Annotated in this window: 20 protein-coding genes; 11 read left to right on the top strand and 9 right to left on the bottom strand. The window is 64.4% G+C overall.

Features of this window, described 5'->3' with window-relative positions; translation table 11 throughout:
• The first annotated feature begins 172 nt into the window (after positions 1-172).
• Entirely contained in the window at positions 173-3190 is a 3018-nt protein-coding gene (gene uvrA, locus GA0071312_RS14145; RefSeq protein WP_083204582.1) for an excinuclease ABC subunit UvrA, read from the top strand.
• A gap of 199 nt (positions 3191-3389) precedes the next feature.
• On the top strand, positions 3390-3545 hold the full coding sequence (locus GA0071312_RS14150; protein WP_074445485.1) for a DUF1127 domain-containing protein: 156 nt from the start codon (positions 3390-3392) through the stop codon (positions 3543-3545).
• Positions 3546-3739: 194 nt separating this feature from the next.
• On the opposite strand, the gene GA0071312_RS14155 is transcribed toward GA0071312_RS14150, so the two are convergent.
• Positions 3740-4843, bottom strand: a complete 1104-nt coding sequence (locus GA0071312_RS14155; RefSeq protein WP_074445486.1) for a TRAP transporter substrate-binding protein — start codon at positions 4841-4843, stop codon at positions 3740-3742.
• A 343-nt stretch (positions 4844-5186) separates the two neighbouring features.
• Between GA0071312_RS14155 and GA0071312_RS14160 the strand changes: the two genes are divergently transcribed.
• The gene (locus GA0071312_RS14160) at positions 5187-5675 is read left to right on the top strand and encodes a PAS domain-containing protein (RefSeq protein WP_074445487.1); all 489 of its coding nucleotides are present in this window, start codon (positions 5187-5189) and stop codon (positions 5673-5675) included.
• A 22-nt stretch (positions 5676-5697) separates the two neighbouring features.
• On the opposite strand, the gene hmuQ is transcribed toward GA0071312_RS14160, so the two are convergent.
• The 4 genes from hmuQ to GA0071312_RS14180 form a co-directional block, all read right to left on the bottom strand.
• Positions 5698-6030 (bottom strand): heme-degrading protein HmuQ, encoded by a 333-nt coding sequence (gene hmuQ, locus GA0071312_RS14165; protein ID WP_074445488.1) that lies wholly within the window; start codon positions 6028-6030, stop codon positions 5698-5700.
• A gap of 58 nt (positions 6031-6088) precedes the next feature.
• Positions 6089-7147 carry an AbrB family transcriptional regulator gene (locus GA0071312_RS14170; protein ID WP_238947227.1) on the bottom strand — a complete coding sequence of 353 codons (1059 nt, stop codon included), beginning with the start codon at positions 7145-7147 and terminating at the stop codon, positions 6089-6091.
• A 268-nt stretch (positions 7148-7415) separates the two neighbouring features.
• Positions 7416-8210: a helix-turn-helix domain-containing protein gene (locus tag GA0071312_RS14175; RefSeq protein ID WP_108721876.1), complete on the bottom strand. Its 795-nt coding sequence runs from the start codon at positions 8208-8210 to the stop codon at positions 7416-7418.
• A 155-nt stretch (positions 8211-8365) separates the two neighbouring features.
• Positions 8366-8707, bottom strand: a complete 342-nt coding sequence (locus GA0071312_RS14180) for a response regulator (protein ID WP_238947228.1) — start codon at positions 8705-8707, stop codon at positions 8366-8368.
• A 370-nt stretch (positions 8708-9077) separates the two neighbouring features.
• Between GA0071312_RS14180 and GA0071312_RS14185 the strand changes: the two genes are divergently transcribed.
• Positions 9078-10268 (top strand): MFS transporter, encoded by a 1191-nt coding sequence (locus tag GA0071312_RS14185; protein ID WP_074445489.1) that lies wholly within the window; start codon positions 9078-9080, stop codon positions 10266-10268.
• Here the strand turns inward: GA0071312_RS14185 and dgcA are convergent.
• Positions 10238-11224 (bottom strand): N-acetyl-D-Glu racemase DgcA, encoded by a 987-nt coding sequence (gene dgcA / locus GA0071312_RS14190; protein WP_074445490.1) that lies wholly within the window; start codon positions 11222-11224, stop codon positions 10238-10240. The genes GA0071312_RS14185 and dgcA overlap by 31 nt on opposite strands.
• Positions 11225-11401: 177 nt before the next feature.
• Here dgcA and GA0071312_RS14195 point away from each other — a divergent pair, with 177 nt between their 5' ends.
• The 4 genes from GA0071312_RS14195 (at position 11402) to GA0071312_RS19225 (ending at position 15960) form a co-directional block, all read left to right on the top strand.
• Complete coding sequence (locus GA0071312_RS14195) at positions 11402-12478, top strand: ABC transporter permease (RefSeq protein WP_420819973.1); 1077 nt, start codon at positions 11402-11404, stop codon at positions 12476-12478.
• Positions 12479-12487: 9 nt separating this feature from the next.
• Positions 12488-13309 (top strand): ABC transporter ATP-binding protein, encoded by an 822-nt coding sequence (locus tag GA0071312_RS14200; RefSeq protein ID WP_238947229.1) that lies wholly within the window; start codon positions 12488-12490, stop codon positions 13307-13309.
• Between the two features lie 4 nt (positions 13310-13313).
• Positions 13314-15251, top strand: coding sequence for an MlaD family protein (locus tag GA0071312_RS14205; RefSeq protein WP_074445491.1), 1938 nt, complete (start codon positions 13314-13316; stop codon positions 15249-15251).
• 73 nt (positions 15252-15324) lie between these two features.
• Positions 15325-15960 carry an ABC-type transport auxiliary lipoprotein family protein gene (locus tag GA0071312_RS19225; RefSeq protein ID WP_165604037.1) on the top strand — a complete coding sequence of 212 codons (636 nt, stop codon included), beginning with the start codon at positions 15325-15327 and terminating at the stop codon, positions 15958-15960.
• Positions 15961-15966: 6 nt separating this feature from the next.
• Here GA0071312_RS19225 and GA0071312_RS14215 read toward each other — a convergent pair whose 3' ends face one another.
• Both GA0071312_RS14215 and GA0071312_RS14220 read right to left on the bottom strand, forming a co-directional pair.
• The gene (locus tag GA0071312_RS14215) at positions 15967-16449 is read right to left on the bottom strand and encodes a YbaK/EbsC family protein (protein WP_074445492.1); all 483 of its coding nucleotides are present in this window, start codon (positions 16447-16449) and stop codon (positions 15967-15969) included.
• A 28-nt stretch (positions 16450-16477) separates the two neighbouring features.
• Positions 16478-17416, bottom strand: coding sequence for a metallophosphoesterase family protein (locus GA0071312_RS14220; protein WP_074445493.1), 939 nt, complete (start codon positions 17414-17416; stop codon positions 16478-16480).
• Between the two features lie 167 nt (positions 17417-17583).
• Here GA0071312_RS14220 and GA0071312_RS14225 point away from each other — a divergent pair, with 167 nt between their 5' ends.
• Together GA0071312_RS14225 and GA0071312_RS14230 are read left to right on the top strand one after the other, a co-directional pair.
• Complete coding sequence (locus GA0071312_RS14225) at positions 17584-18039, top strand: NUDIX domain-containing protein (protein ID WP_074445494.1); 456 nt, start codon at positions 17584-17586, stop codon at positions 18037-18039.
• Between the two features lie 122 nt (positions 18040-18161).
• On the top strand, positions 18162-18671 hold the full coding sequence (locus tag GA0071312_RS14230) for a GNAT family N-acetyltransferase (protein WP_074445495.1): 510 nt from the start codon (positions 18162-18164) through the stop codon (positions 18669-18671).
• 11 nt (positions 18672-18682) lie between these two features.
• Here the strand turns inward: GA0071312_RS14230 and GA0071312_RS19730 are convergent, their stop codons facing one another.
• Complete coding sequence (locus tag GA0071312_RS19730) at positions 18683-18886, bottom strand: hypothetical protein (protein WP_131817822.1); 204 nt, start codon at positions 18884-18886, stop codon at positions 18683-18685.
• 124 nt (positions 18887-19010) lie between these two features.
• Between GA0071312_RS19730 and GA0071312_RS14235 the strand changes: the two genes are divergently transcribed.
• Entirely contained in the window at positions 19011-19979 is a 969-nt protein-coding gene (locus GA0071312_RS14235) for an NAD(P)/FAD-dependent oxidoreductase (RefSeq protein WP_074445496.1), read from the top strand.
• The last annotated feature ends 44 nt before the right edge of the window (positions 19980-20023 follow it).

A 20023-nucleotide genomic window follows, 5' to 3' on the forward strand; every position in this document is an offset into this window, starting at 1 on the left:
TCAGGACCCGCGACGGCATTACGAAGACCGCATTCACGCACTTGCTCGTTGTACGTGATTTGTTCTAGAGTTTCCGGGGTCGCCTTGACGCGGCCCGTGCACTATGTGACCCGCTGGTGCCGCGTTGCGAAATACGCTTGCGTTCCGATCCGACGAACCCAGAGCTTCGACCATGCCCTCGACCACCTCATCGAAAGCGAAGAAACCTGCACGCGCGCGCGCCACCGGGAAGAGCACGCGCGTGGCGCCGGTGCGCGGTTCGGGCAGTGGCGAGATCGATGCGCTGTTCGACCGCGCCCGGGCCGGCGACCCGCATGCCCGCGTCATTTCGGTGACGGGCGCGCGCGAGCATAACCTGAAGAATGTCGATCTGATGCTGCCGCGCGACCGGCTCGTCGTCTTCACGGGCCTGTCGGGCTCGGGCAAGTCGTCGCTTGCCTTCGACACGATCTATGCCGAGGGGCAGCGGCGCTACGTCGAATCGCTGTCGGCCTATGCGCGGCAGTTCCTCGAAATGATGCAAAAGCCCGATGTTGACCAGATCGACGGGCTCTCGCCGGCCATTTCCATCGAGCAGAAGACCACCTCGAAGAACCCGCGCTCCACGGTCGGCACCGTCACCGAGATCTACGACTATATGCGCCTGCTCTGGGCGCGTGTCGGCATCCCCTACTCGCCCGCCACGGGCCTGCCCATCGAGAGCCAGACCGTGAGCCAGATGGTCGACCGGGTGCTCGCCCTGCCGGAGAAGACGCGGCTCTATCTGCTCGCGCCGGTGGTGCGCGGGCGCAAGGGCGAGTATCGCAAGGAACTGGCGGAATTTCAGAAGAAGGGCTTCCAGCGCGTCAAGATAGACGGCAGTTTCTACGAGATTGACGACGCCCCCGCCCTCGACAAGAAATACAAGCACGATATCGACGTGGTGGTCGATCGCATCGTGGTGCGCCCGGACATGGCGCCACGCCTGGCCGAATCCTTCGAGACGGCGCTCGAACTCGCCGACGGGATCGCCTTCGTGGAATTTGCCGACGAGAAGGACGACAAGGGTGCCCCGCGCCGGCTCGTCTTCTCGGCGAAATTCGCCTGCCCGGTCTCCGGTTTTACCATTCCGGAAATCGAGCCGCGCCTGTTCTCCTTCAACAACCCCACCGGCGCCTGCCCGGAATGCGATGGGATTGGTCACGAAATGCGCATCGACCCGGCGCTGGTCGTGCCCGATCCGCGCGCGAGCCTCAAGAAGGGGGCGATCGCGCCCTGGGCGAAATCGACCTCGCCCTATTACGGTCAGACGCTGGAAGCGATGGCGAAGCATTACGGGTTCAAGATGACCGCGCCATGGGACGAGATCCCGGAAAAGGCGCGTGAGGCGATCCTCTACGGCTCCGGCGGTGAATCGATCCGTTTCGCCTATGATGACGGCCTGCGCTCCTACGAGGTGCGCAAACCCTTCGAGGGCGTCGTCACCAATCTGGAGCGGCGCTATCGCGAGACCGAGAGCGACTGGTCGCGCGACGAGATCAGCCGCTACATGGCGGCGACCCCCTGCGCGGCATGTGGCGGCAAGCGGCTCAAGCCCGAGGCGCTCGCGGTGAAGATCGACGCCAGCGATATCGGCGACGTCACCCGCCTGTCGGTGCGCGAGGCGCATGCATGGTTCACCGCCCTCCCCGAGCGGCTCGACACCAAGCAGAACGAGATCGCCGCGCGTATCCTCAAGGAAATCATCGAGCGATTGCGCTTCCTGCTCGATGTCGGCCTCGAATATCTCACGCTCGCGCGCGCCTCCGGCACGTTGTCGGGTGGTGAGAGCCAGCGTATCCGCCTCGCCTCGCAGATCGGCTCGGGGCTGACCGGCGTGCTCTATGTGCTCGACGAGCCCTCGATCGGCCTGCACCAGCGCGACAACGAGCGCCTGCTCGGCACGCTCAGGCGCCTGCGCGACCTGGGCAATACCGTCATCGTCGTCGAGCATGACGAGGATGCGATCCTGCAGGCGGATTACGTGGTCGATGTCGGCCCAGGCGCCGGCATTCATGGCGGGGCGATCGTCTCGCAGGGGCTGCCATCCCAGATCATGGCCGATCCGGCCTCGCTGACCGGCAAATACCTCACCGGCGAGATGGCTGTGCGCATGCCGGCGAAACGCCGCAAGCCGATGAAGAGCCGTATGCTGAGCCTCGTCGGCGCGCGCGGCAACAATCTCAAGGATGTCACCGCGGATATTCCGCTGGGCACCTTCACCTGCATCACCGGCGTTTCCGGTGGCGGCAAATCAACCCTCGTCATCGATACGCTCTACAATGCGATTGCGCGCAAGCTCAACGGCGCGAGTGAGAATCCGGCGCCGCATGATCGCATCGAGGGGCTGGAGCATCTCGACAAGGTGATCGATATCGACCAGTCCCCGATCGGGCGCACCCCGCGCTCGAACCCGGCCACCTATACCGGCGCCTTCACGCCGATCCGCGAATGGTTCGCGAACCTGCCCGAGGCGAAGACGCGCGGCTACCAGCCGGGGCGTTTCTCGTTCAACGTCAAGGGCGGGCGCTGCGAGGCCTGCCAGGGCGACGGCGTCATCAAGATCGAGATGCACTTCCTGCCCGATGTCTACGTCACCTGCGATGTCTGCAAGGGCAAACGCTACGACCGCGAGACGCTGGAGGTCAAATATCGCAACAAATCCATCGCCGATGTGCTCGACATGACCGTCGAGGAAGCGCGCGACCTGTTCAAGGCCGTTCCCTCCATCCGAGACAAGATGGAGACGCTGGCCCGGGTTGGCCTCGATTACGTCAAGGTCGGCCAGCAGGCGACCACGCTCTCGGGCGGAGAGGCGCAACGCGTGAAACTGTCGAAGGAATTGTCCAAGCGCGCCACCGGGCGCACGCTCTACATCCTCGACGAGCCGACCACCGGCCTGCACTTCCACGATGTCGCCAAGCTGCTGGAGGTTCTGCATGAACTGGTCGAGCAGGGCAATACGGTCGTGGTGATCGAGCACAATCTGGAGGTCATCAAGACCGCCGACTGGATCATCGACATGGGCCCGGAAGGTGGCGATGGCGGAGGCATGATCGTGACGCAAGGCACACCCGAGCAGGTCGCAGCCTGTGAAGAGAGCTATACCGGCCGATTCCTGCGGGATGTGCTCGCTCGCAGACCGCCTAAAACGCGGGCTGCCGCAGAATGAGGCAAATTTACCAGTGTGACGGCATTGTGACCGGGGAATCAATTGCGGCGGGCTGATGGCGCCGACTTGAGAGCATCATGCACCTCATGCATGGCTGACGCGCTGAAACAACCATGGTCTTTTCCTCTGACATCGCCATATTGCGATCAAACAGGGCAGCGCATCTGCGCCCGCAGGAATTGATCGAGGAGTACCGCACATGTTCATCACCTATTTGCTCGAACGCTATCGGGCTTGGCTGCGTTACCGCCAGACGCTGAACGAGCTTAGTCGCCTGAGCGAACGCGAGCTCGCCGATGTCGGCTTGAATCGCTACGACATCGATACGACGGCGCGCCGCTACGCGGAGATCTGACGCTTCGCGGGAAACCGGGCGCAGCATGCCACTTCGTGACGACACGTCTTTGCAATGACCAGAAATGAATCAGGGCCGGCATTGATGCCGGCCCTTTCTTTCGGGCGGGGACCCAATGAAAAGAGGCAGCGGCTGATGCCACTGCCTCCTCGTTCAGGATCGCTCGTCGCGCATTGGCGATCACACAGCCGTGATCAGTCTGAAGGCTGCGAGAAGCGATAGTCAAGCGCCCGCGCCTGTGCCATCGCACCCTCGGCAACAGACGCCCAGTCAGTCGCCTGCGCACGGAAGCGCAGAATGCTGTCATAGACACGGCGGCTGAGCGGATCTGCATTGGCAAGCTGATCCAGCACGTCAGCGGAGAGCTCGGCAAGGGCGATCAGGATTTCGTCATTGAAGCGACGCAACTCGACATCATGCTCGGTCACCATGGTGTTGAGGGCGTCGTTGTTGTTCGCCATGAACTCGGAGAGCACGTAATCGTTGGCATAGGCGTTGGCCGCCTCGACGATCGCCTTCTCTTCATCCGTGAACGAATTCCAGACATCGAGATTGATGAAGTTGTCGAGACCCGTGCCCGGCTCCTGCCAGCCCGGATACATGTAGTACCAGCCCGAACGGTGCATGCCGAGGGCCAGATCGTTATAAGGACCGACCCACTCGGCTGCATCCAGCGCACCGGATGCCATGGCCGGCGGGATTTCGCCGCCCGGCAGGTTCACCACCGAAGCGCCGGCAGCCGCGCTGACCTCGCCGCCGAGACCCGGCAGACGCAGTCGCAGACCGCGATAATCCTCGATGCTCTCCATTTCACGCGAGAACCAGCCACCCATCTGGTTGCCGGTATTGCCCGAAAGGAAGACCTTGCAGCCCATCTGCTCATACGCTTCGTCAGCGAGTTCCTGGCCACCGCCGAAACGGAACCACGCATTCGTCTCGGCCGCATTGAAGCCGAACGGAATCACGCCAAGGAACTCGGTCGCGGGGACCTTGCCCTTCCAATAGTAGAAGGCGCCGTGACCCATATCGAGCGTACCGGCCTCGACAGCGTCGATCGTCTCGAAAGGCGGCACCACTTCACCACCGCCGAGCACTTCGATCTCGATCGCACCGCTGGACAATCTGTTGATCATTTCCGCGAGCACGTTCGCGCCCGTACCCAGGCCCGGGAAGTTGCGCGGCCATGTCGTCTGCATGCGCAGACGCTTCACACCCTGCGCGATCGCAGGCGTGGCCAGCGTCGAGGCCGCAGCGACACCACCAAAGGCCGCACCTTTCAGAAATTGACGACGTTCCATTCTAAACCCTCCGTTTTCTTTTGCGTCCCGCCCCGGTTCATTTCTTATGCCCCGACCAACGCATGCGGAATGAAGCGCGCGAACCGTTGCGAGGGCTGGCCGACCATAATCAGACCATGCAGGAAAGACAACATGGATCAGGCAATTTCCCACCCGCCCAAAACGCTGAAATTGCCCAAAAATTGAGCGCCAGGGCCAAGGCTGCAAAATTGGTGAACCATTTGAAAAGATGTATCAGATATTCGGGAAACCATTCTTATGCCATCTTCACCAAAGATGACGTAACGTCGCTAATTGAGTTCTGAAATCGCCATCTGGTTGGGCTTGTCTGGAAGGGACCATCATGACTGTCGTGGGGCATGTCAGCCGCTTTGCTGAAGACCTGAATACGACCGTTCTGGTCACTGATACGGATTTCTCCGCTGCCGGACCAAAAATCCTCTATGCCAACCCTGCGGTAGAAGCACTTACCGGCCATCCGCGTGAGAGCGTTATCGGGCGATCGCCGAAAATTCTGCAGGGAAAAGCCACCAGCCCCTTCACACGCAAGGCCATGAGCGCTGCCTTGCGTTCCGGGCGCCCGTTCCATACCTGTGTCACGAATTACCGCGCTGACGGCTCACCCTATCTTTGCGAACTCGACATCCGCCCGCTGCGCAATGCCGATGGCGAGATCGAGGCCTACATTTCCTTCGAGCGTGAAGTCGAACGCCGCCGTGTGCGTGCACGGCCCGGTGAGAACACGCGGTATCGTCCCGTTGATCCGGGCCTCGAAGACGAGGCGCGCAACCAGCTTGCGGGCCTCGACGTGTTCAGCACCCCCCTCGACTGAGATCCGATCCCTGCGGCAGAGGTCACGCGTCACGGCCAATCGGCTGACCTTCGGCCAGAATCGTCGTGAAACCCTCGAATTCCGGCGGCCCGAGATAGAGATCACGGTTCTGACCGGCATTCCGGTGCGAAGCGCGGAACTGCTCCGAGCGCGTCCAGGCGAGAAAACTCGCCTCGTCGATCCACAGGCTGTGCGAGGCATAGAGCACATGATCCTCGCGCTCGGGGCCGCGCAGCAGATGGAAGGCGATGAAGCCCGGCATCTCGTCGAGCCGCGTTCGGCGCCCGCGCCAGACCTCTTCGAAAGCCTCGGTGCGATCCCTGACCACCTTGAACCGGTTCATCGCCACATACATACGCTCATTCCTCGCTTTATCCTGGACGCGGAATTATGCCGCCCCACGCGGCACGATTTCAAGGTGGCGAATCGCGGCGGAACAGCACCGGCAGCGCCATGCCGATCCCGATGAAGCGAACCGTGTGATGCACTCCGACATAGAGCGGGTCGACCCCCAGCACGAGCGCGAGAACGATCATCGCCTCGAGCCCGCCGGGGGCGAAGGCGACGAGCGCCTCACCCGTCCCCACGCCGACGAGGAAGACTGTCGCGAGGGCGAATCCGGCGGAAATGACGAGGCCGATGGCGAAGACGCCGAAGGCTGCGCCGAACAGCGGCAGGAAAGAGCGACGCTCCAGCGTCGTGAAGCGCTCGCCGATGAACACACCGATCACGACGAATGCCGCAGTCGCGATTTCCGGTGGCACCACACCGGGTGCGATCTCGGTAACATGCAGCAGCGCCGAAGCCAGCGTTGCGCCCAGGAGAAGCGGCGCCGCGACACCCAGTCGCCGGAAGATCAGCCCGACGACGAGCCCGGCTGCAACCATGAGCGCAAAGGCGCCCGGCCCCGCGATTTCCTCACCGGCCCCCACCAGGGCCCGCGGATCGCCATCGCTGGTCAGCGAAACCGGAAACGGCAGGAGCGCAACGAGCACCAGCAGGCGGAACGATTGCACGATGGCGATCGGCGCGAGATTCACCTTGCGCTCGACGGCCACTGCCAGAACCGCCGCCAGTGCACCGGGAAGTGAGGCCAGCACCGCATCATCGCGACGCCAGCCGTAAACGCGGATCAGAAACAGGCTGCAGGCGAGGGTCACGCAAACGACCGCAAGAAAGAGGGCGAGCAGGCTCAGCGGATAGGCGCCGATCGTGGCGAGCGCCGCCGGCGTTATTCCCGCGCCCATGACCACGCCGGCAAGGATCATGGCCCCCTCGATCAGCGGGCGCGGCAAACGAGCCTCGTCAGCCATGCCAGAGGGCAGGATCACGCCCCAGACGATCGCGCCGATAATGGCGCCGGAAAGCCATCCCGCCGGAATGCCGAGACTGTGGAACAGGCCGCCGAAGGCGATGGCTGCGAGGAGTTGACCGGTCGAAAGTGCGGCGCGACGAAAAAAACGGATGCTCACAATTCTGCTGCGTCTTGCGATCGATCAATGAGGCTCTCGCGCCATGCGCTAAAAAGGTGCTCACGGCGGAACGCTACCAGGCGACAGACCGCCGTGAGCGCCCGGCGTGATCTCGGGGGAGTCGCGTCGGGCGCTCTACTTATCCCGCTTTATCGCTCAAAAGAAAAGACCGCCTCTTGCGAAGCGGTCTTGAAAGCGACGAAAAATCAAGGCGTCGAACAAACCACCGAGCGCGGTCGCTCCATCCTCGTGACCGGACCGCCGGGGTTCAATGCGAACCGGTGAGTCGGCAGAGCTGACAGACGCTGGGAATCGCGACGCGGTCCTGCCGCTCATAAGCGATCGTGCCGGCCCTGCGCAGGGCAGAGAAGGCGCGGCTGACGGTCTCGATGGTGAGACCCAGATAATCCGCGATTTCCTGGCGTGTCATGGCAAGATCGACATGCGTCTCGTCGCAGCCGCCGAGCGGGCCGCTACAGGCATGACCGCCACGTCCGGGCACGAGCCTCATGATGAAGGTCGCAACCCGCTCCTGCGCGGATTTGCGCCCAAGCAGCAAGGCGTGATCATGCAGAGCGCACATTTGTGCACGCAGGCGGGAGAATATCCTGTCGCGCAAAGCGGTATCCGCGTCCACGCGGCGCTTTTCGTAGATAGCGACGCGCGCCTTGGTCAGCGTTTCCGCGCCGACATCGGAAACACCGTTCGGCGCGAGGCCGAACACATCGCCGACACCGAGCACTTCGATGATCTGGCGGCGCCCGTCGGGCAGCAGTTTGAAAAGCAGGACGCCGCCTTCGACGACCTCATAGACATTGGTCGTCTCGTCGCCCTCATCGACAATCAGCGAGCGCGGCGGGTAGGAGGCGACACGGGCCTCCACAACACGCGGCGCCTTGAGATCGGCCTCGAAGGAAATCTGCCAGCCAGCATCGAATTTGGTATTGCTGAAGCCGCCGGTTTCGGCGTCCTGACGGGAAATAATCGCATCCATGGCATCGTCCTCGAAATCGCCCGGGGGAACGGAGCGGTTGATGCGCCTTGTGTAGATTCGCCCTGCCATGAACGCATCGGTGTTTGCCCTTAAGCAGTGCCACGATGGGAAAAGCACGGAGGCTCGGCATGGCGCGAAAAACGTTTTTGAATCATGTGCTTGGATCGACCACCGACGTGCTTACGGAAATCTGAATGCGCCTTGATTCAGCGCAAAATCCGAAATCAGAGAAGCGCCGAAATCGCTTCCGGAGCGAGGGGCTTGCGCATAAGCTGCAAGTCTGCGGGAAGGCGCCGCAGCATCAAGTCGATATCGATTCGCGGACGTCCCGTGATCGCCACCACGCGCGGTGGCTCCGGCAGGCGACCGAGCCAGTCGATCACGTCGGCGCCGCCGATCCCAGGCAAGCCGAGATCGACGAAGACGAGATCGCCTCCCTTCGGTGAGCAGCCGTTCATGAACGCTTCGCCATCGGCATAGGCGAGCACCTTGTGGCCCTGCCCGCTGACGAGTTCGATCAACGCGTCCCGAACGCCGTAATCGTCTTCTACGATATGTATGCGCACACTCTTCTCGTCTCAGGTTCAAGGGGGGAACCGCGTTAACAAGTGCCAAGATTTGTGCAGAAGGCCCGACGGTCAATAAGGACTTGCCCTCACGGTGGCGCAAAGTTCTTTTGTTTCAATGCATATATAGGCAGTTATCCGGGGGTGCGGTGACGTTGCTTCGGCAGCCCGCCATCGGGCGAGAACCCGGATTTCAGTGTCGCGTCTGCCCGGAGCGACCAGCATGACGCCCGATTCGCGTGGTGCAAATGCGGACTCGTCTCGTCAGTCGGAGATTGCGCCGCGACTGTCACTCCGTGCTATGAACCTTCGTATGGTCGATGGTTCTGCACCGACCCACCCCGGCCATTCCCGCAACTGATCGTCCAGCATGCCGCGCTCGAAACTGCCGCCCTCCCCCGCCCTGCGGCTATCGGCCCTGAGCGCGGCGATCTTCGCCGGAATCGGCATCTATATGCCGTTCTTTCCCGTCTGGCTCGAATCGCGGGATATCTCGCCGGCGGCGATCGGCATCATCGTGGCGCTGCCGCTCGTCGTGCGAATCATTGCGACGACGCCGCTGGTGGCGCTCACGGAAAAAGGTGTCGAGGCGCGCCGGCTTCTGATGCTGGCGCAACTCGCTCTCGCCCTGCTCTACATGATCCTGCTCGGGCTGGAAGGCGCCCTGGCGATCGGATTCGTCGTGATTCTTGTCGCGCTCGCACAGGCACCGCTCGCCCCGACATCCGAACTTCTCACCACGGATGCCGTGCGAGCGGATGCGCGGCTTGATTACGGCCGGATCCGCCTGTGGGGCTCGCTCGCCTTTCTCGCCAGCAATATCGGCGCCGGGTACCTCCTTGAGCGGGCACCGGCCGATGCCGCAATCATCGCGCTGGTGGGAATCGCGCTGATCGCCGCCGCCGTCTCCCGGGCCGCACCGCAGCGGGTCAGCGAAACGCCGGCGGTGGATGCCGAGGGCAGACGCCCCGGATTGCCGGCAGGTCTGATCTGGCTGATCATCGGCGGTGCGCTGATCCAGGCCGCGCATGCGACGCTCTACGGCTTCGGCTCGATCGCGTGGCGCGCGCAGGGGATTTCCGAAGCCCTGATCGGCTGGCTCTGGGCGATCGGCGTGATCGCCGAGATCATCCTGTTCTGGCTGATCGGGCGCGGCGTCGGGCGTGGCGGTGCGACACGCACGCTGATGCTGCTGGGCGCAGGCGCAGCAGTGGTCCGCTTCATTGGCCTCGCGCTCGCGCCGGGACTCGGCCTCACCATCGCGCTGCAGGTCCTTCACGGCCTGACTTTCGGTGCGACGCATCTTGGCATGATGTCGGCGCTGACGCGTCACGCGCCGGCTGGTGCGCGTGGCAAGGCACAGGGGCTGTTTGCCGCCGCAATGGCACTCACGACCGCAACCGGCATGGTGGTGAGCGGGCTGGCCTATCCCGATCTGGGCACTGCGACCTATCTGCTGATGATCCCGCCCGCGCTGATCGGCGGCGCCTTCGTGTTGCGCGGCGCGGCCCTGTTACGCGTAAACGACGATCAGCCCCAGAGCGCACGTTCGGGCGGATGAACCAGCCCGTCGTGATAATGCATGGCGTTGTCGCGATCCTTCGCCAGCAGAAGCGGCCCGTCCAGATCGACGAACCGGGCCTGCGGCGTCAGCAGCATGGCCGGCGCCATGGCGAGGGACGAGCCGAGCATGCAGCCGACGAAGATACCGAAGCCGCGTTTCTGCGCCGCCTCGGCCATGGCCAGAGCCTCCGTGAGGCCGCCGGTCTTGTCGAGCTTGATATTGACCAGGTCGTAGAGCCCCACGAGCCGCGGCAGGCTCGTGCGATCATGCGCGCTCTCATCCGCGCAGAGCGGAACGTGGCGCGCGACATCCCGCAGCGCCTCGTCCGCATCGGCATGGAGCGGCTGCTCGACCAGCGAGAACCCGGCCTCGGCGCAGGCATCGATATAGCGCTGCACGTCTTCCGCCGGCCAGCCCTCGTTGGCATCGGCGAGCAGCACCGCCTCCTGCGCCGCCTCGCGCACGGCGCGGATGCGCTCGATGTCACCATCCGGTGCGCCGAGCTTGATCTTCAGGATCGGCCGCGATGATGCCCTGGCCGCTGCCGCATGCATCGCTTCCGGCGTGTCGAGGCTGATCGTGTAGGCGGTGGTGATCGGCGGGAGGCGATCGATCCCGGCGCTGACATGGGCGGGGACCTCGCTCAGCTTCGCCTCGAGATCCCACAATGCGCAATCGAGCGCGTTGCGGGCTGCTCCGGCGGGCAGCGTTTCGAGCAGCGCGGCGCGATCACCGCCGGATTCGATCAAGTCGCGTGCCGTCTCGATGGTCTCGACGACACCCTCGACCGATTCGCCATAACGGCGATAGGGCACGCATTCGCCTCGCCCCGTGCCATAGCCCTCGCGAATCGTCGCCGTGACCACGACGGCCTCGGTCCGCGATCCCCGCGAGATCGTGAATTTTCCCGCGATTGGAAAGGTTTCGATCGCGACTTCCAGACTCCGTTTCATTGTTTCACCGTCTTCAGGATTCGTTTACGCCTCGACTCGGCATTGCCTGACAGGCTATCACCATTGCGCCATGCGACCACCACAAAGAGCGAATTCTCCTTGACGGCTCACTCCCGATCCGCAGCTGCAAAAGAGCACGAGCCACGTGCGGAACGTACCGGTGAAGCCGGTTTTGCGCTGTCCGGCGATTGGGTCGCAGCGCATGGGGAGGCTGTGTCCGCTGCAATTGAGGGGATGGCCGGCCAGATCACCGGCAACAAGCAGGTGGAGGTCGATCTCGCCGGGCTGACGCGCTTCGATACGCTGGGCGCACTGATGCTGTCGCAAGCCAAGGCGCAATGGGAAAACGGCGGGACGACCGTCTCCCTCGTCAACCAGCGCGAGGAACAGGCGATCCTGCTGCGCGAGGTGGGGCGCCGCCAGACCGAGCCGCCGCGCCAGGTACACAAATCCCGCTTCGTCGACATGCTCGAAGATGTCGGCGGCGTCATGGTCGAGAGCGGGCGCGATATCCTGACCGGCGTGTCGTTTCTCGGCGAAGTCCTGACGGCGACGGGCCGGCTTGCCCTTCATCCACGCCGGTTCCGTGGCACGGCGGTCGTCAACCAGCTCGAACAGATCGCGTTCAAGGGTGTGCCGATCATCACGCTGATCTCGTTCCTCGTCGGCGCCATCATCGCGCAGCAGGGCATCTTTCAGCTGCAGCGCTTCGGCGCGACGAGCTTTGTCGTCGATCTCGTGGGCATCCTCGTTCTGCGTGAACTCGGCGTCCTGCTCACTGCGATCATGGTGGCGGGGCGGTCCGGATCGGCATTCACGGCCGAAATCGGCTCGATGAAGATGCGCGAGGAGATCGATGCGATCCGGGTCATGGGGCTGGATCCGATCGAAGTGCTGATCGTGCCGCGCCTGCTCGCGCTTGTCATCGGCCTGCCGCTGCTCACTTTCCTGGCATCGATGTCTGCCCTGTTCGGGGCGATGGTGGTGGCCTGGATCTATGGTGGCATCACGCCGGACGTCTTTCTCGACCGGCTGCGGGAGGGCATCGCGCTCAACACCTTCTTCGTGGGCCTGATCAAGGCGCCGTTCATGGCGCTGGTGATCGGCGTGATCGCCTGTATCGAGGGCATGGCGGTGCAGGGCTCCGCCGAATCGCTCGGGCGCCGGGTAACATCTTCGGTGGTCAAGGCGATCTTCATGGTGATCGTGATGGACGGGGTTTTCGCCATCTTCTTCGCCGCGATCGATTATTGAGGAGCCCGGATGAACGCAACCGCGACCACGCCGGAAAGGCCGACGCCACCCGCGAAAGGGGAGCCCATCATCCGTGTGCGCGGGCTCGAGGTCGGGTTCGGCACCAAGACCATCATGAAGGATCTCGATCTCGACGTTTTTCCCGGCGAGATTCTCGGCTTCGTCGGCGGTTCCGGCCAAGGCAAATCCGTACTCACCCGCGCGATTCTCGGCCTTATCCCGAAGCGCGCGGGCTCCATCGAGGTATTCGGTCGCGACCTCGACAGCCTGAGCGACATGGAGCGCCGCGCGATGGAACGGCGCTGGGGTGTGCTTTTTCAGCAGGGCGCGCTGTTTTCCGCACTGACCGTGAAACAGAACATCCAGGTACCGATGCGCGAGCATCTCGATCTGCCCGACAGGCTGATGGACGAGCTTGCCATGCTCAAGATCGACATGGTCGGGCTGAAGCCGGATGCCGCCGACAAGCTCCCGTCGGAACTCTCCGGCGGCATGATCAAGCGCGCCTCTCTGGCGCGGGCGCTCGCGCTCGACCCGGATATTGTCTTTCTCGACGAGCCCACATCCGGGCTCGATCCGATCGGCGCTGCGGATTTCGACGACCTCATTGCAACATTGCAACGGACATTGGGCCTCACCGTCTATATGGTGACTCATGATCTCGACAGTCTCTTCACGGTCTGCGACCGGATCGCGGCACTGGCGGACGGCAAGGTTGTATGTGAGGGTCCGATGCGCACCATGCTCGAATCGGATCATCCGTGGGTAAAGAGTTATTTCCACGGAAAGCGGGCGCGCGCGGTGGAAACTGCGGCGCAGGAAGGACATTGACGGAATGGAGACCCGGGCGAATTACGCTCTGATCGGCTTGTTCACGCTGCTCGTCGTCGCAGCGGGATTTCTGTTCGTCTACTGGTTTGCCGTCAGCGAGCGCGGCCAGGAGCGAATGACCGTCGAAATCGTGTTCCGCGATTCGGTGGCCGGGCTCTCGCGCGGCTCCCCCGTGACGTTCAACGGGCTGCGTGTGGGTGACGTGCAATCCCTTCGGCTCGACGACGATGACCCGAGCAGGGTCGTGGCGCAGATCCAGATCATGGCGGATACGCCCATTCGTGCGGATACGCGCGCACAGCTGGAATATCAGGGGCTGACCGGCATTGCGAACATCTCGCTCACCGGCGGCACGCCGGATGCGCCCCACCTGACCTACACCCCCGGTGAGCCTCCTCCCGAAATCATCGCGGCGCGCTCGGATTTTCAGGATCTCATTCAATCCGGGCGCGATATTGCGCGCCAGGCCGCCGATACGCTGGAGCGGGTCAACGCGCTCGTGGACGAGAATCAGCAGACGATCACCGCGACGATCAGCAATGTCGAGGCGTTCTCGCAGGCGCTCAGTGACAATGCACCCGGTATTGATCACTTCCTCGATCAGGTCGGACAGGCGGCGGAACGTGTCGGCCCGCTCGCCGATTCACTCGACGAATTGTCGCGCTCGACCAATGCCATCGTCTCGGCCGTCGATCCGGAAGTGGTGGCGCAGACAGTGCGTAACGTCGAGGAATTCACCAAGACCCTCGCCGATAGCCGCGACCAGATCGACACCATCTTCGCCGATGCGAGTTCGATGGCCGATCGCCTGAACCAGACCTCGATCAAGTTCGAGCAGACGCTGGATTCCGTGGCGGCCGGGATCGAGGCAATCGACGCCGACCGGATCAACGCCACCATCACCAATGTCGAGAGCTTCTCGCAGATGCTGGCGGACAACAACGATCAGGTCTCGCAGGTCATCGCCAATGCCGCGACGCTGACCGACAATCTCAACACCACGGCACAGCAGATCGACGGCGCGGTTGCGCAGGTCACGAGCCTGCTCGATGCCGTCGATCGCGAGGACGTGACGCAGACGCTGGCCAATATCCGGGAGTTCAGCGGCACGCTCGCCGACAACCGCGAGAATTTCGACGCGATCATCCAGGACGCAACCCGCATCGCCGGCGCGCTCGACCCGGACCGCCTGAGCCGCATCGTTGCGGATGCCGAGAGCTTCACCTCCGTCCTCAGCGCTCGAAGCGCGGATACGGATCGCATCATCGACAACGTCGCCACACTTACCGACGATCTCGGCGCGACCCGCGCGCGGGTCGACAGCGCGCTGGACGAGATCAACGGGCTCGTCGCCGCGATCGATCGCGAAGTCCTGCGCGAGACTCTGGCGAATGTCTCCGCCTTCTCCGGAACGCTCGCGGAGAATCGCGGCAATCTCGACACGGTGATGCAGGATCTCGCCGGTCTGACCCGGGCGATCGACCCGCAGCAGCTCACCGGGACACTCGATAACGTCGAGCGCTTCGCGCAGGTCCTCGGAGATCGCAGCGCCGATGCAGACCAGATCATCTCCAATGCCGCCTCGATTTCGGAAAAGCTGAACGAATCCGCCGATCGCATCGACGGCGTGCTGGAGGCGGCACAGAGTTTCCTCGGTACCGCCGAGGACGAAGCTGGCGAAGGGCTGTTCGAGGACATCCGGGAGGCTGCGGTGGCCATCCGTACGCTGGCCGACAATCTCGATGCGCGCACGCAGGAGATCACGGCAGGGATCAACCGCTTCACCGGGCCGGGCCTGCAGGAATATCGCGCGCTCGCGGATGACGGGCGGCGGACCTTGCAGGATATCAGCCGCGCGGTGCGGGCGATCGAACGCAATCCGCAGCAGATCATCTTCGGCGGAGAGTCGAACGTGCCGGAATACGGCGGCGCGCGACGGTAGGATGGTGCAGAGATTTTCCATGAGGTTTTTCGGACAAGGTGCTGAGGAACAATGTAACGGGAGCGTGGGGAAAGTGTCCGACAGATCGTCAGAAAAACGGGTAGGCCGGTCGCACGGGAGCCGGTTCGGGCTCCGCAGCCTGCGCACCCTGCTCGCGGCCATCGCCCTGTCCGGCCTCGTCGGCGCATGTGGTGCTGCACCGGCGCTCACCGTCTTCAGCCTCAGTGCGCCGGAACAGCGCATCGACGCCGCGCGCAGTCTGCCCGGCCTGCTGCTGATCGCCGAGCCGTCGACGATCCAGATCCTCGACAGCGAGCGCATTGTGGTACGTGGGGGTGACGGATCACTGAGCTACCTGCCCGGCACGCAATGGGCCGATCAGCTGCCCGCCCTTGTCCAGTCCCGCATGGTGGCGACCTTCGAGAACACTTCGCGCATCGGCGCCGTCAGCCGCCCGGGCGACCGCGTGAGCCCGGATTTCCAGATCAACACGGAGATCCGCCGTTTCGAGATCGACACGACGCGCGGCGAGGCCGTTGTCGAGCTTTCCCTGCGCGCCACACGCGAATCGGATGGACGCATCGCCCGCGCGCGCGTCTTCCGTGCCAGCGCGCCTGTCGGCGCCGTCACCGGCCCGGGCGCCGTGCGCGCGCTCGACGCCGCGCTGTCACAGGCTCTGATCGAAATCGTCGGCTGGGCCGGCTCATAAGCGACATCAGCCTTTCACGCTGATGATCTGCGCGTCGGTGGCAGCCTGAAGCGCTCGCGGGTCGACCGAGAATACCGCATTGGGCGTGCCCGCTGCCGCCCAGACGACATCATGCGCGAGCAGATCCGCGTCCATATAGGTCGCCAGCGGGGCAGCATGGCCGAAAGGCGGGATGCCGCCGATAGCGAAGCCGGTCACCTTGCGCACATATGCGCCGCGAGGCCGCTCCAGCGCCTCACCGAGATGCACCGCGACGCCAGCCTCGTCGACGCGATTGTCTCCGCTGACAAGCAACAACACATCGCGCCTGCTCTGCGCACCGGTGAAGACCAGGGATTTCACGATCTGGCCGGCGCGGCACCCGCAGGCTGCGGCAGCATCCTCGGCAGTGCGCGTCGAATCCGGCATCAGAACGATCTCGATCGCCAGACCAAGTTCAGCAGCTGCGGCTGCGACACGCAGCGCGGCATCCGGAAGATTCTCCCTCATGGCCCCTTGGCCCCTCCCCTTCAGATCGTCACTGACGCGCGTGTTTCCCGCGCTTGAGCGATTCCCGCAAACCGCCGCTCTTGCGCGCCAGCGAGACGTTCTCGAGAAAACCGATACTGCCATCCGCCTTCAGCCCGCGCATCTGCGCCTTGACGGTGAAACCGTAATCGGCGAGCGCGATGTCGAAGAGATAATAGGCGGCGCGATGCGCGATGGTCCCGCCCCGCGACGAGGCCGAGGGCGCCCCGATCACCGGGACACGCCCGTCCGGTCCGGGAATCGTGGCGACCGTCCCGATATGGTTGTGCCCATGCAGCACCAGATCTGCCCCGGTGCGGGCGATCATCTCCTCGAATTTGCGCGAATCGGTCAGATTGCGACCGGCCGAGGCGCCCGCCACGTGCGGAGGGTGGTGAATCATCACGACCCGGCACAACCCCTCCTCCGCCAGCCCGTCGAGCAGTTTCTCGGCGGCATCGAGCTGCGTCTGCCCCATGCGCCCGCTGGCGACGAAGGGCGCCGTCGGGATTGCCGAGGACAGGCCGACCAGCGCGACATGATCGCGCCGGCGCACATAGGGAAACACCCCTTCCTCGCCCGCATCATCACGCGTCCACGGACCGCAGACCGTGAGCAAGCCCGCCAGCGCGCCCTCGATATAGGCGTCGTGATTGCCGGGCACGAAGCTCACGGCATCGGGTTCACCGAGGCTTGCGAGGAATTCGCGCGCGGCATCCCATTCCTGGGGCAGCCCGATATTGGCGATATCGCCCGTACAGGCGATATGATCGGGGCGCTGGTTACGCATATCCTGCACGAGCGCGGCGAGGAGTTCCATGTCATGCGCGCGATCACGCCCGCGATGCCAGTTGATGAAGCCGGTCAGCCGCTTGCCCATCAATTCGCGCAGGCGCGGGCGGGGCAGCGGGCCGACATGCGGATCGGTCAGATGTGCGATGCGAAACATTGTGTCCTATAACGCCGTGAGCCTTGCAGAGTTCGCGCGCCCGGCCCGCGACGTCAAGCGCGAAGGGCGGATGCGGCTTTGCTTTTCGTACGCAAGCGTGCATTTTTCGTGACGGCGTCTCGCAGCATCTTCGCCGCTTCCCGATACTGGTATGGAGCCGTTCGGCCTTGACCCCTTTCCTGCGCATCCCGCTGCATCTGTTCTGGCGTCTGACGCGTGGCATGACGCTCGGCGTGCGCGCCATCGTCACGGACGAACGGGGGCGCATCTGCCTCGTACGCCATACCTATACGCCCGGCTGGCTGTTGCCCGGCGGCGGCGTCGAGCCCGGAGAGACCACACTCGAAGCGCTCGAACGCGAGCTGCGCGAGGAAGCCGCCATCGGGCTTGCCGATACACCGCAGCTGCTGGGCCTCTTTCACAATCGCGCCGCATCGCAGCGCGATCATGTCGCACTCTATCACGCGGCTGCGATCACCCGTCTCGACACGCCGCGCCCGCACCTCGAAATCGCCGAGCGCGGCTTCTTTGCACCCGACGCATTGCCTGAGGGCACATCGCCCGCCACGCTGCGGCGCATCGCCGAATGGCGAGAGGGGCGTGCGCCGGCCGCGCAATGGTAGCGGAGTCGGCATGCCCCTGCGGACGTTGCGCCATGCGAAGGCGACTGCTATGCGCCTCTTCGTCGCGTTGGTTTCGGCTCCCGGAGGCACAGCGTCGACGGGCAATTGCGACTGACGGAACCATGACCGAACTGACGCTGACCATCCGCCCCGAGCAACCGGGCGACCACGCGACGATCGAGCGGCTTCACGCGCGGGCCTTCGGGCCCGGCCGCTTTGCCCGCACCGCCTTCCGCCTGCGCGAAGGCGTCGATCACGATCTCTCGCTGTCTTTCGCCGCGCATGTCGGAACGCTGCTCGTGGGCTCCATACGCCTCAGTCCCGTCTGGGCGGGAGACGTCCCGGCGCTGGTTCTTGGGCCTCTGACGGTCGAGCCCGCTTTCAAGGATCGCGGGATCGGCGGTGCGCTGGTGCGCCATGCGCTGGAGCAGGCGCGCTCACGGGGTGAGCATATGGTTCTGCTCGTCGGCGATTGCGCTTACTATCGACGGTTCGGATTCGAACCCGTCCCACCCGGGCGGCTCAGATTGCCGGGCCCGGTTGATCCGGCCCGCTTGCTGGCCTGCGCGCTCGTCACCGGTTCGGGCGACACGGCACGAGGCGAAGTACGCCCGCGCCTTGCCGATCGGTAAGCCGGGAGCGCTCAGCGCCGGCTGCGCACCCGCACCGGCACCGGCTGCAAGGCCGGCTCACGCCCCTGCAGCGACCAGCCGAGACGGTGATAGGCGAGCGCCCGTTCGACCAGCGCCCCAGCCTTCGCCGCGAGCCCCATCTGCTTGAGCATGCGGGCCTGCTTCACCATGTAGCGGGCCAGCGACCGGTATTCCTGAGCATGACGTCTTTGCATCGTTCATCTCCCCTTGCTAACCATCATACGCATGAACCTTGTGCGCAGATTGCGCGCAGACAGGCACAAACGGTCGCAGGGGAGCAAAGCCCCGGCCCGCCGCCGATCATCCGGGAGACGGAATATGCAAAGCCGTGCGCATGTCGCGATCATCGGGGCAGGAATGGCCGGAGCCGCCGCCGCACGGCGCCTCGCCGATGCCGGCCTCGCCGTGACCCTGTTCGAGAAAAGCCGGGGCCCCGGCGGGCGTATGGCGACGCGGCGGCTCGACGGAGGTGTTTTCGATCACGGCGCGCAGTTCTTCCGCGCCCGCAACCCGCGCTTCGCCGCTTCCGTCCAGGGCTGGCAGGAAGCCGGGCTCGTCGCCGTCTGGGATGCCGATCACGCCGACCTGGACACGCAGCCGCGCTATGTCGGCACACCTGCGATGAACGCGCCGGTCAAGGCGCTGATCGGCGATCTGCCGGTCCATACCGGCAATCCGGTCACCGCCCTTCACGCGGAAGGTGGCCGCTGGCGCGTCGCGGCGGAGGGCGCACCGGATATCCTGTTCGACGCGGTCCTGATCGCCATCCCGTCGGCCCAGGCGCACACGCTCGCGGCAACCGCCGACTGGAACCCACCCGCGCTCGTGCCCGCGCGTCACGCCCCCTGCCTGACCCTGATGCTCGGCTATCCCGAGCCCCTGGACCTGCCTGCCTTCATGGCGATCGAGGACGAGACCATCGCCTGGATCGCCGATAACAGCAGCAAGCCCGACCGGCCCCTGCCGCGCGGCGAATCCGACATGCATTGCGTCGTGATCCACGCCACGCCGGAATGGTCGCGCGCGCATCTCGACGCCGATATGCAGGATGTGATCGGCCAACTCTATGCGCGCCATGTCGGCATCACCGGCATCATGGACGAGCCGGTCCACGGCGATTTGCATCGCTGGCGCTACGCCCAGGTCACCGATCCCCTCGGCGAGCCCTGCCTCATCGACCCCGCCCGCCGCCTCGCCGCCTGCGGCGACTGGTGCCTCGGCCCGCGCGTCGAAGCCGCCTTCGACAGCGGTGAGGCGGCGGCGGCGGCGTTGCTGGAGGTGTTGTGAGGGGGGCTTGCATAGCTGGCGAGCCCAGTAAATGCAGATACCCC

Source organism: Saliniramus fredricksonii (genome assembly GCF_900094735.1).
GTDB classification, from domain to species: Bacteria; Pseudomonadota; Alphaproteobacteria; order Rhizobiales; family Beijerinckiaceae; genus Saliniramus; species Saliniramus fredricksonii.

What these genes read in the sequence shown, in the direction of transcription:
- uvrA (WP_083204582.1), top strand. Translation starts at nt 173, where the DNA reads ATGCCCTCGACCACCTCATCGAAAGCGAAGAAACCTGCACGCGCGCGC.
- GA0071312_RS14150 (WP_074445485.1), top strand. Translation starts at nt 3,390, where the DNA reads ATGTTCATCACCTATTTGCTCGAACGCTATCGGGCTTGGCTGCGTTAC.
- GA0071312_RS14220 (WP_074445493.1), bottom strand. Translation starts at nt 17,416, where the DNA reads ATGTTTCGCATCGCACATCTGACCGATCCGCATGTCGGCCCGCTGCCC.
- GA0071312_RS14230 (WP_074445495.1), top strand. Translation starts at nt 18,162, where the DNA reads ATGACCGAACTGACGCTGACCATCCGCCCCGAGCAACCGGGCGACCAC.
- hmuQ (WP_074445488.1), bottom strand. Translation starts at nt 6,030, where the DNA reads ATGTATGTGGCGATGAACCGGTTCAAGGTGGTCAGGGATCGCACCGAG.
- GA0071312_RS14185 (WP_074445489.1), top strand. Translation starts at nt 9,078, where the DNA reads ATGCCGCGCTCGAAACTGCCGCCCTCCCCCGCCCTGCGGCTATCGGCC.
- GA0071312_RS14205 (WP_074445491.1), top strand. Translation starts at nt 13,314, where the DNA reads ATGGAGACCCGGGCGAATTACGCTCTGATCGGCTTGTTCACGCTGCTC.
- GA0071312_RS14235 (WP_074445496.1), top strand. Translation starts at nt 19,011, where the DNA reads ATGCAAAGCCGTGCGCATGTCGCGATCATCGGGGCAGGAATGGCCGGA.
- GA0071312_RS14155 (WP_074445486.1), bottom strand. Translation starts at nt 4,843, where the DNA reads ATGGAACGTCGTCAATTTCTGAAAGGTGCGGCCTTTGGTGGTGTCGCT.
- GA0071312_RS14160 (WP_074445487.1), top strand. Translation starts at nt 5,187, where the DNA reads ATGACTGTCGTGGGGCATGTCAGCCGCTTTGCTGAAGACCTGAATACG.
- GA0071312_RS14215 (WP_074445492.1), bottom strand. Translation starts at nt 16,449, where the DNA reads ATGAGGGAGAATCTTCCGGATGCCGCGCTGCGTGTCGCAGCCGCAGCT.
- GA0071312_RS19730 (WP_131817822.1), bottom strand. Translation starts at nt 18,886, where the DNA reads ATGCAAAGACGTCATGCTCAGGAATACCGGTCGCTGGCCCGCTACATG.
- dgcA (WP_074445490.1), bottom strand. Translation starts at nt 11,224, where the DNA reads ATGAAACGGAGTCTGGAAGTCGCGATCGAAACCTTTCCAATCGCGGGA.
- GA0071312_RS14175 (WP_108721876.1), bottom strand. Translation starts at nt 8,210, where the DNA reads ATGGCAGGGCGAATCTACACAAGGCGCATCAACCGCTCCGTTCCCCCG.
- GA0071312_RS14200 (WP_238947229.1), top strand. Translation starts at nt 12,488, where the DNA reads ATGAACGCAACCGCGACCACGCCGGAAAGGCCGACGCCACCCGCGAAA.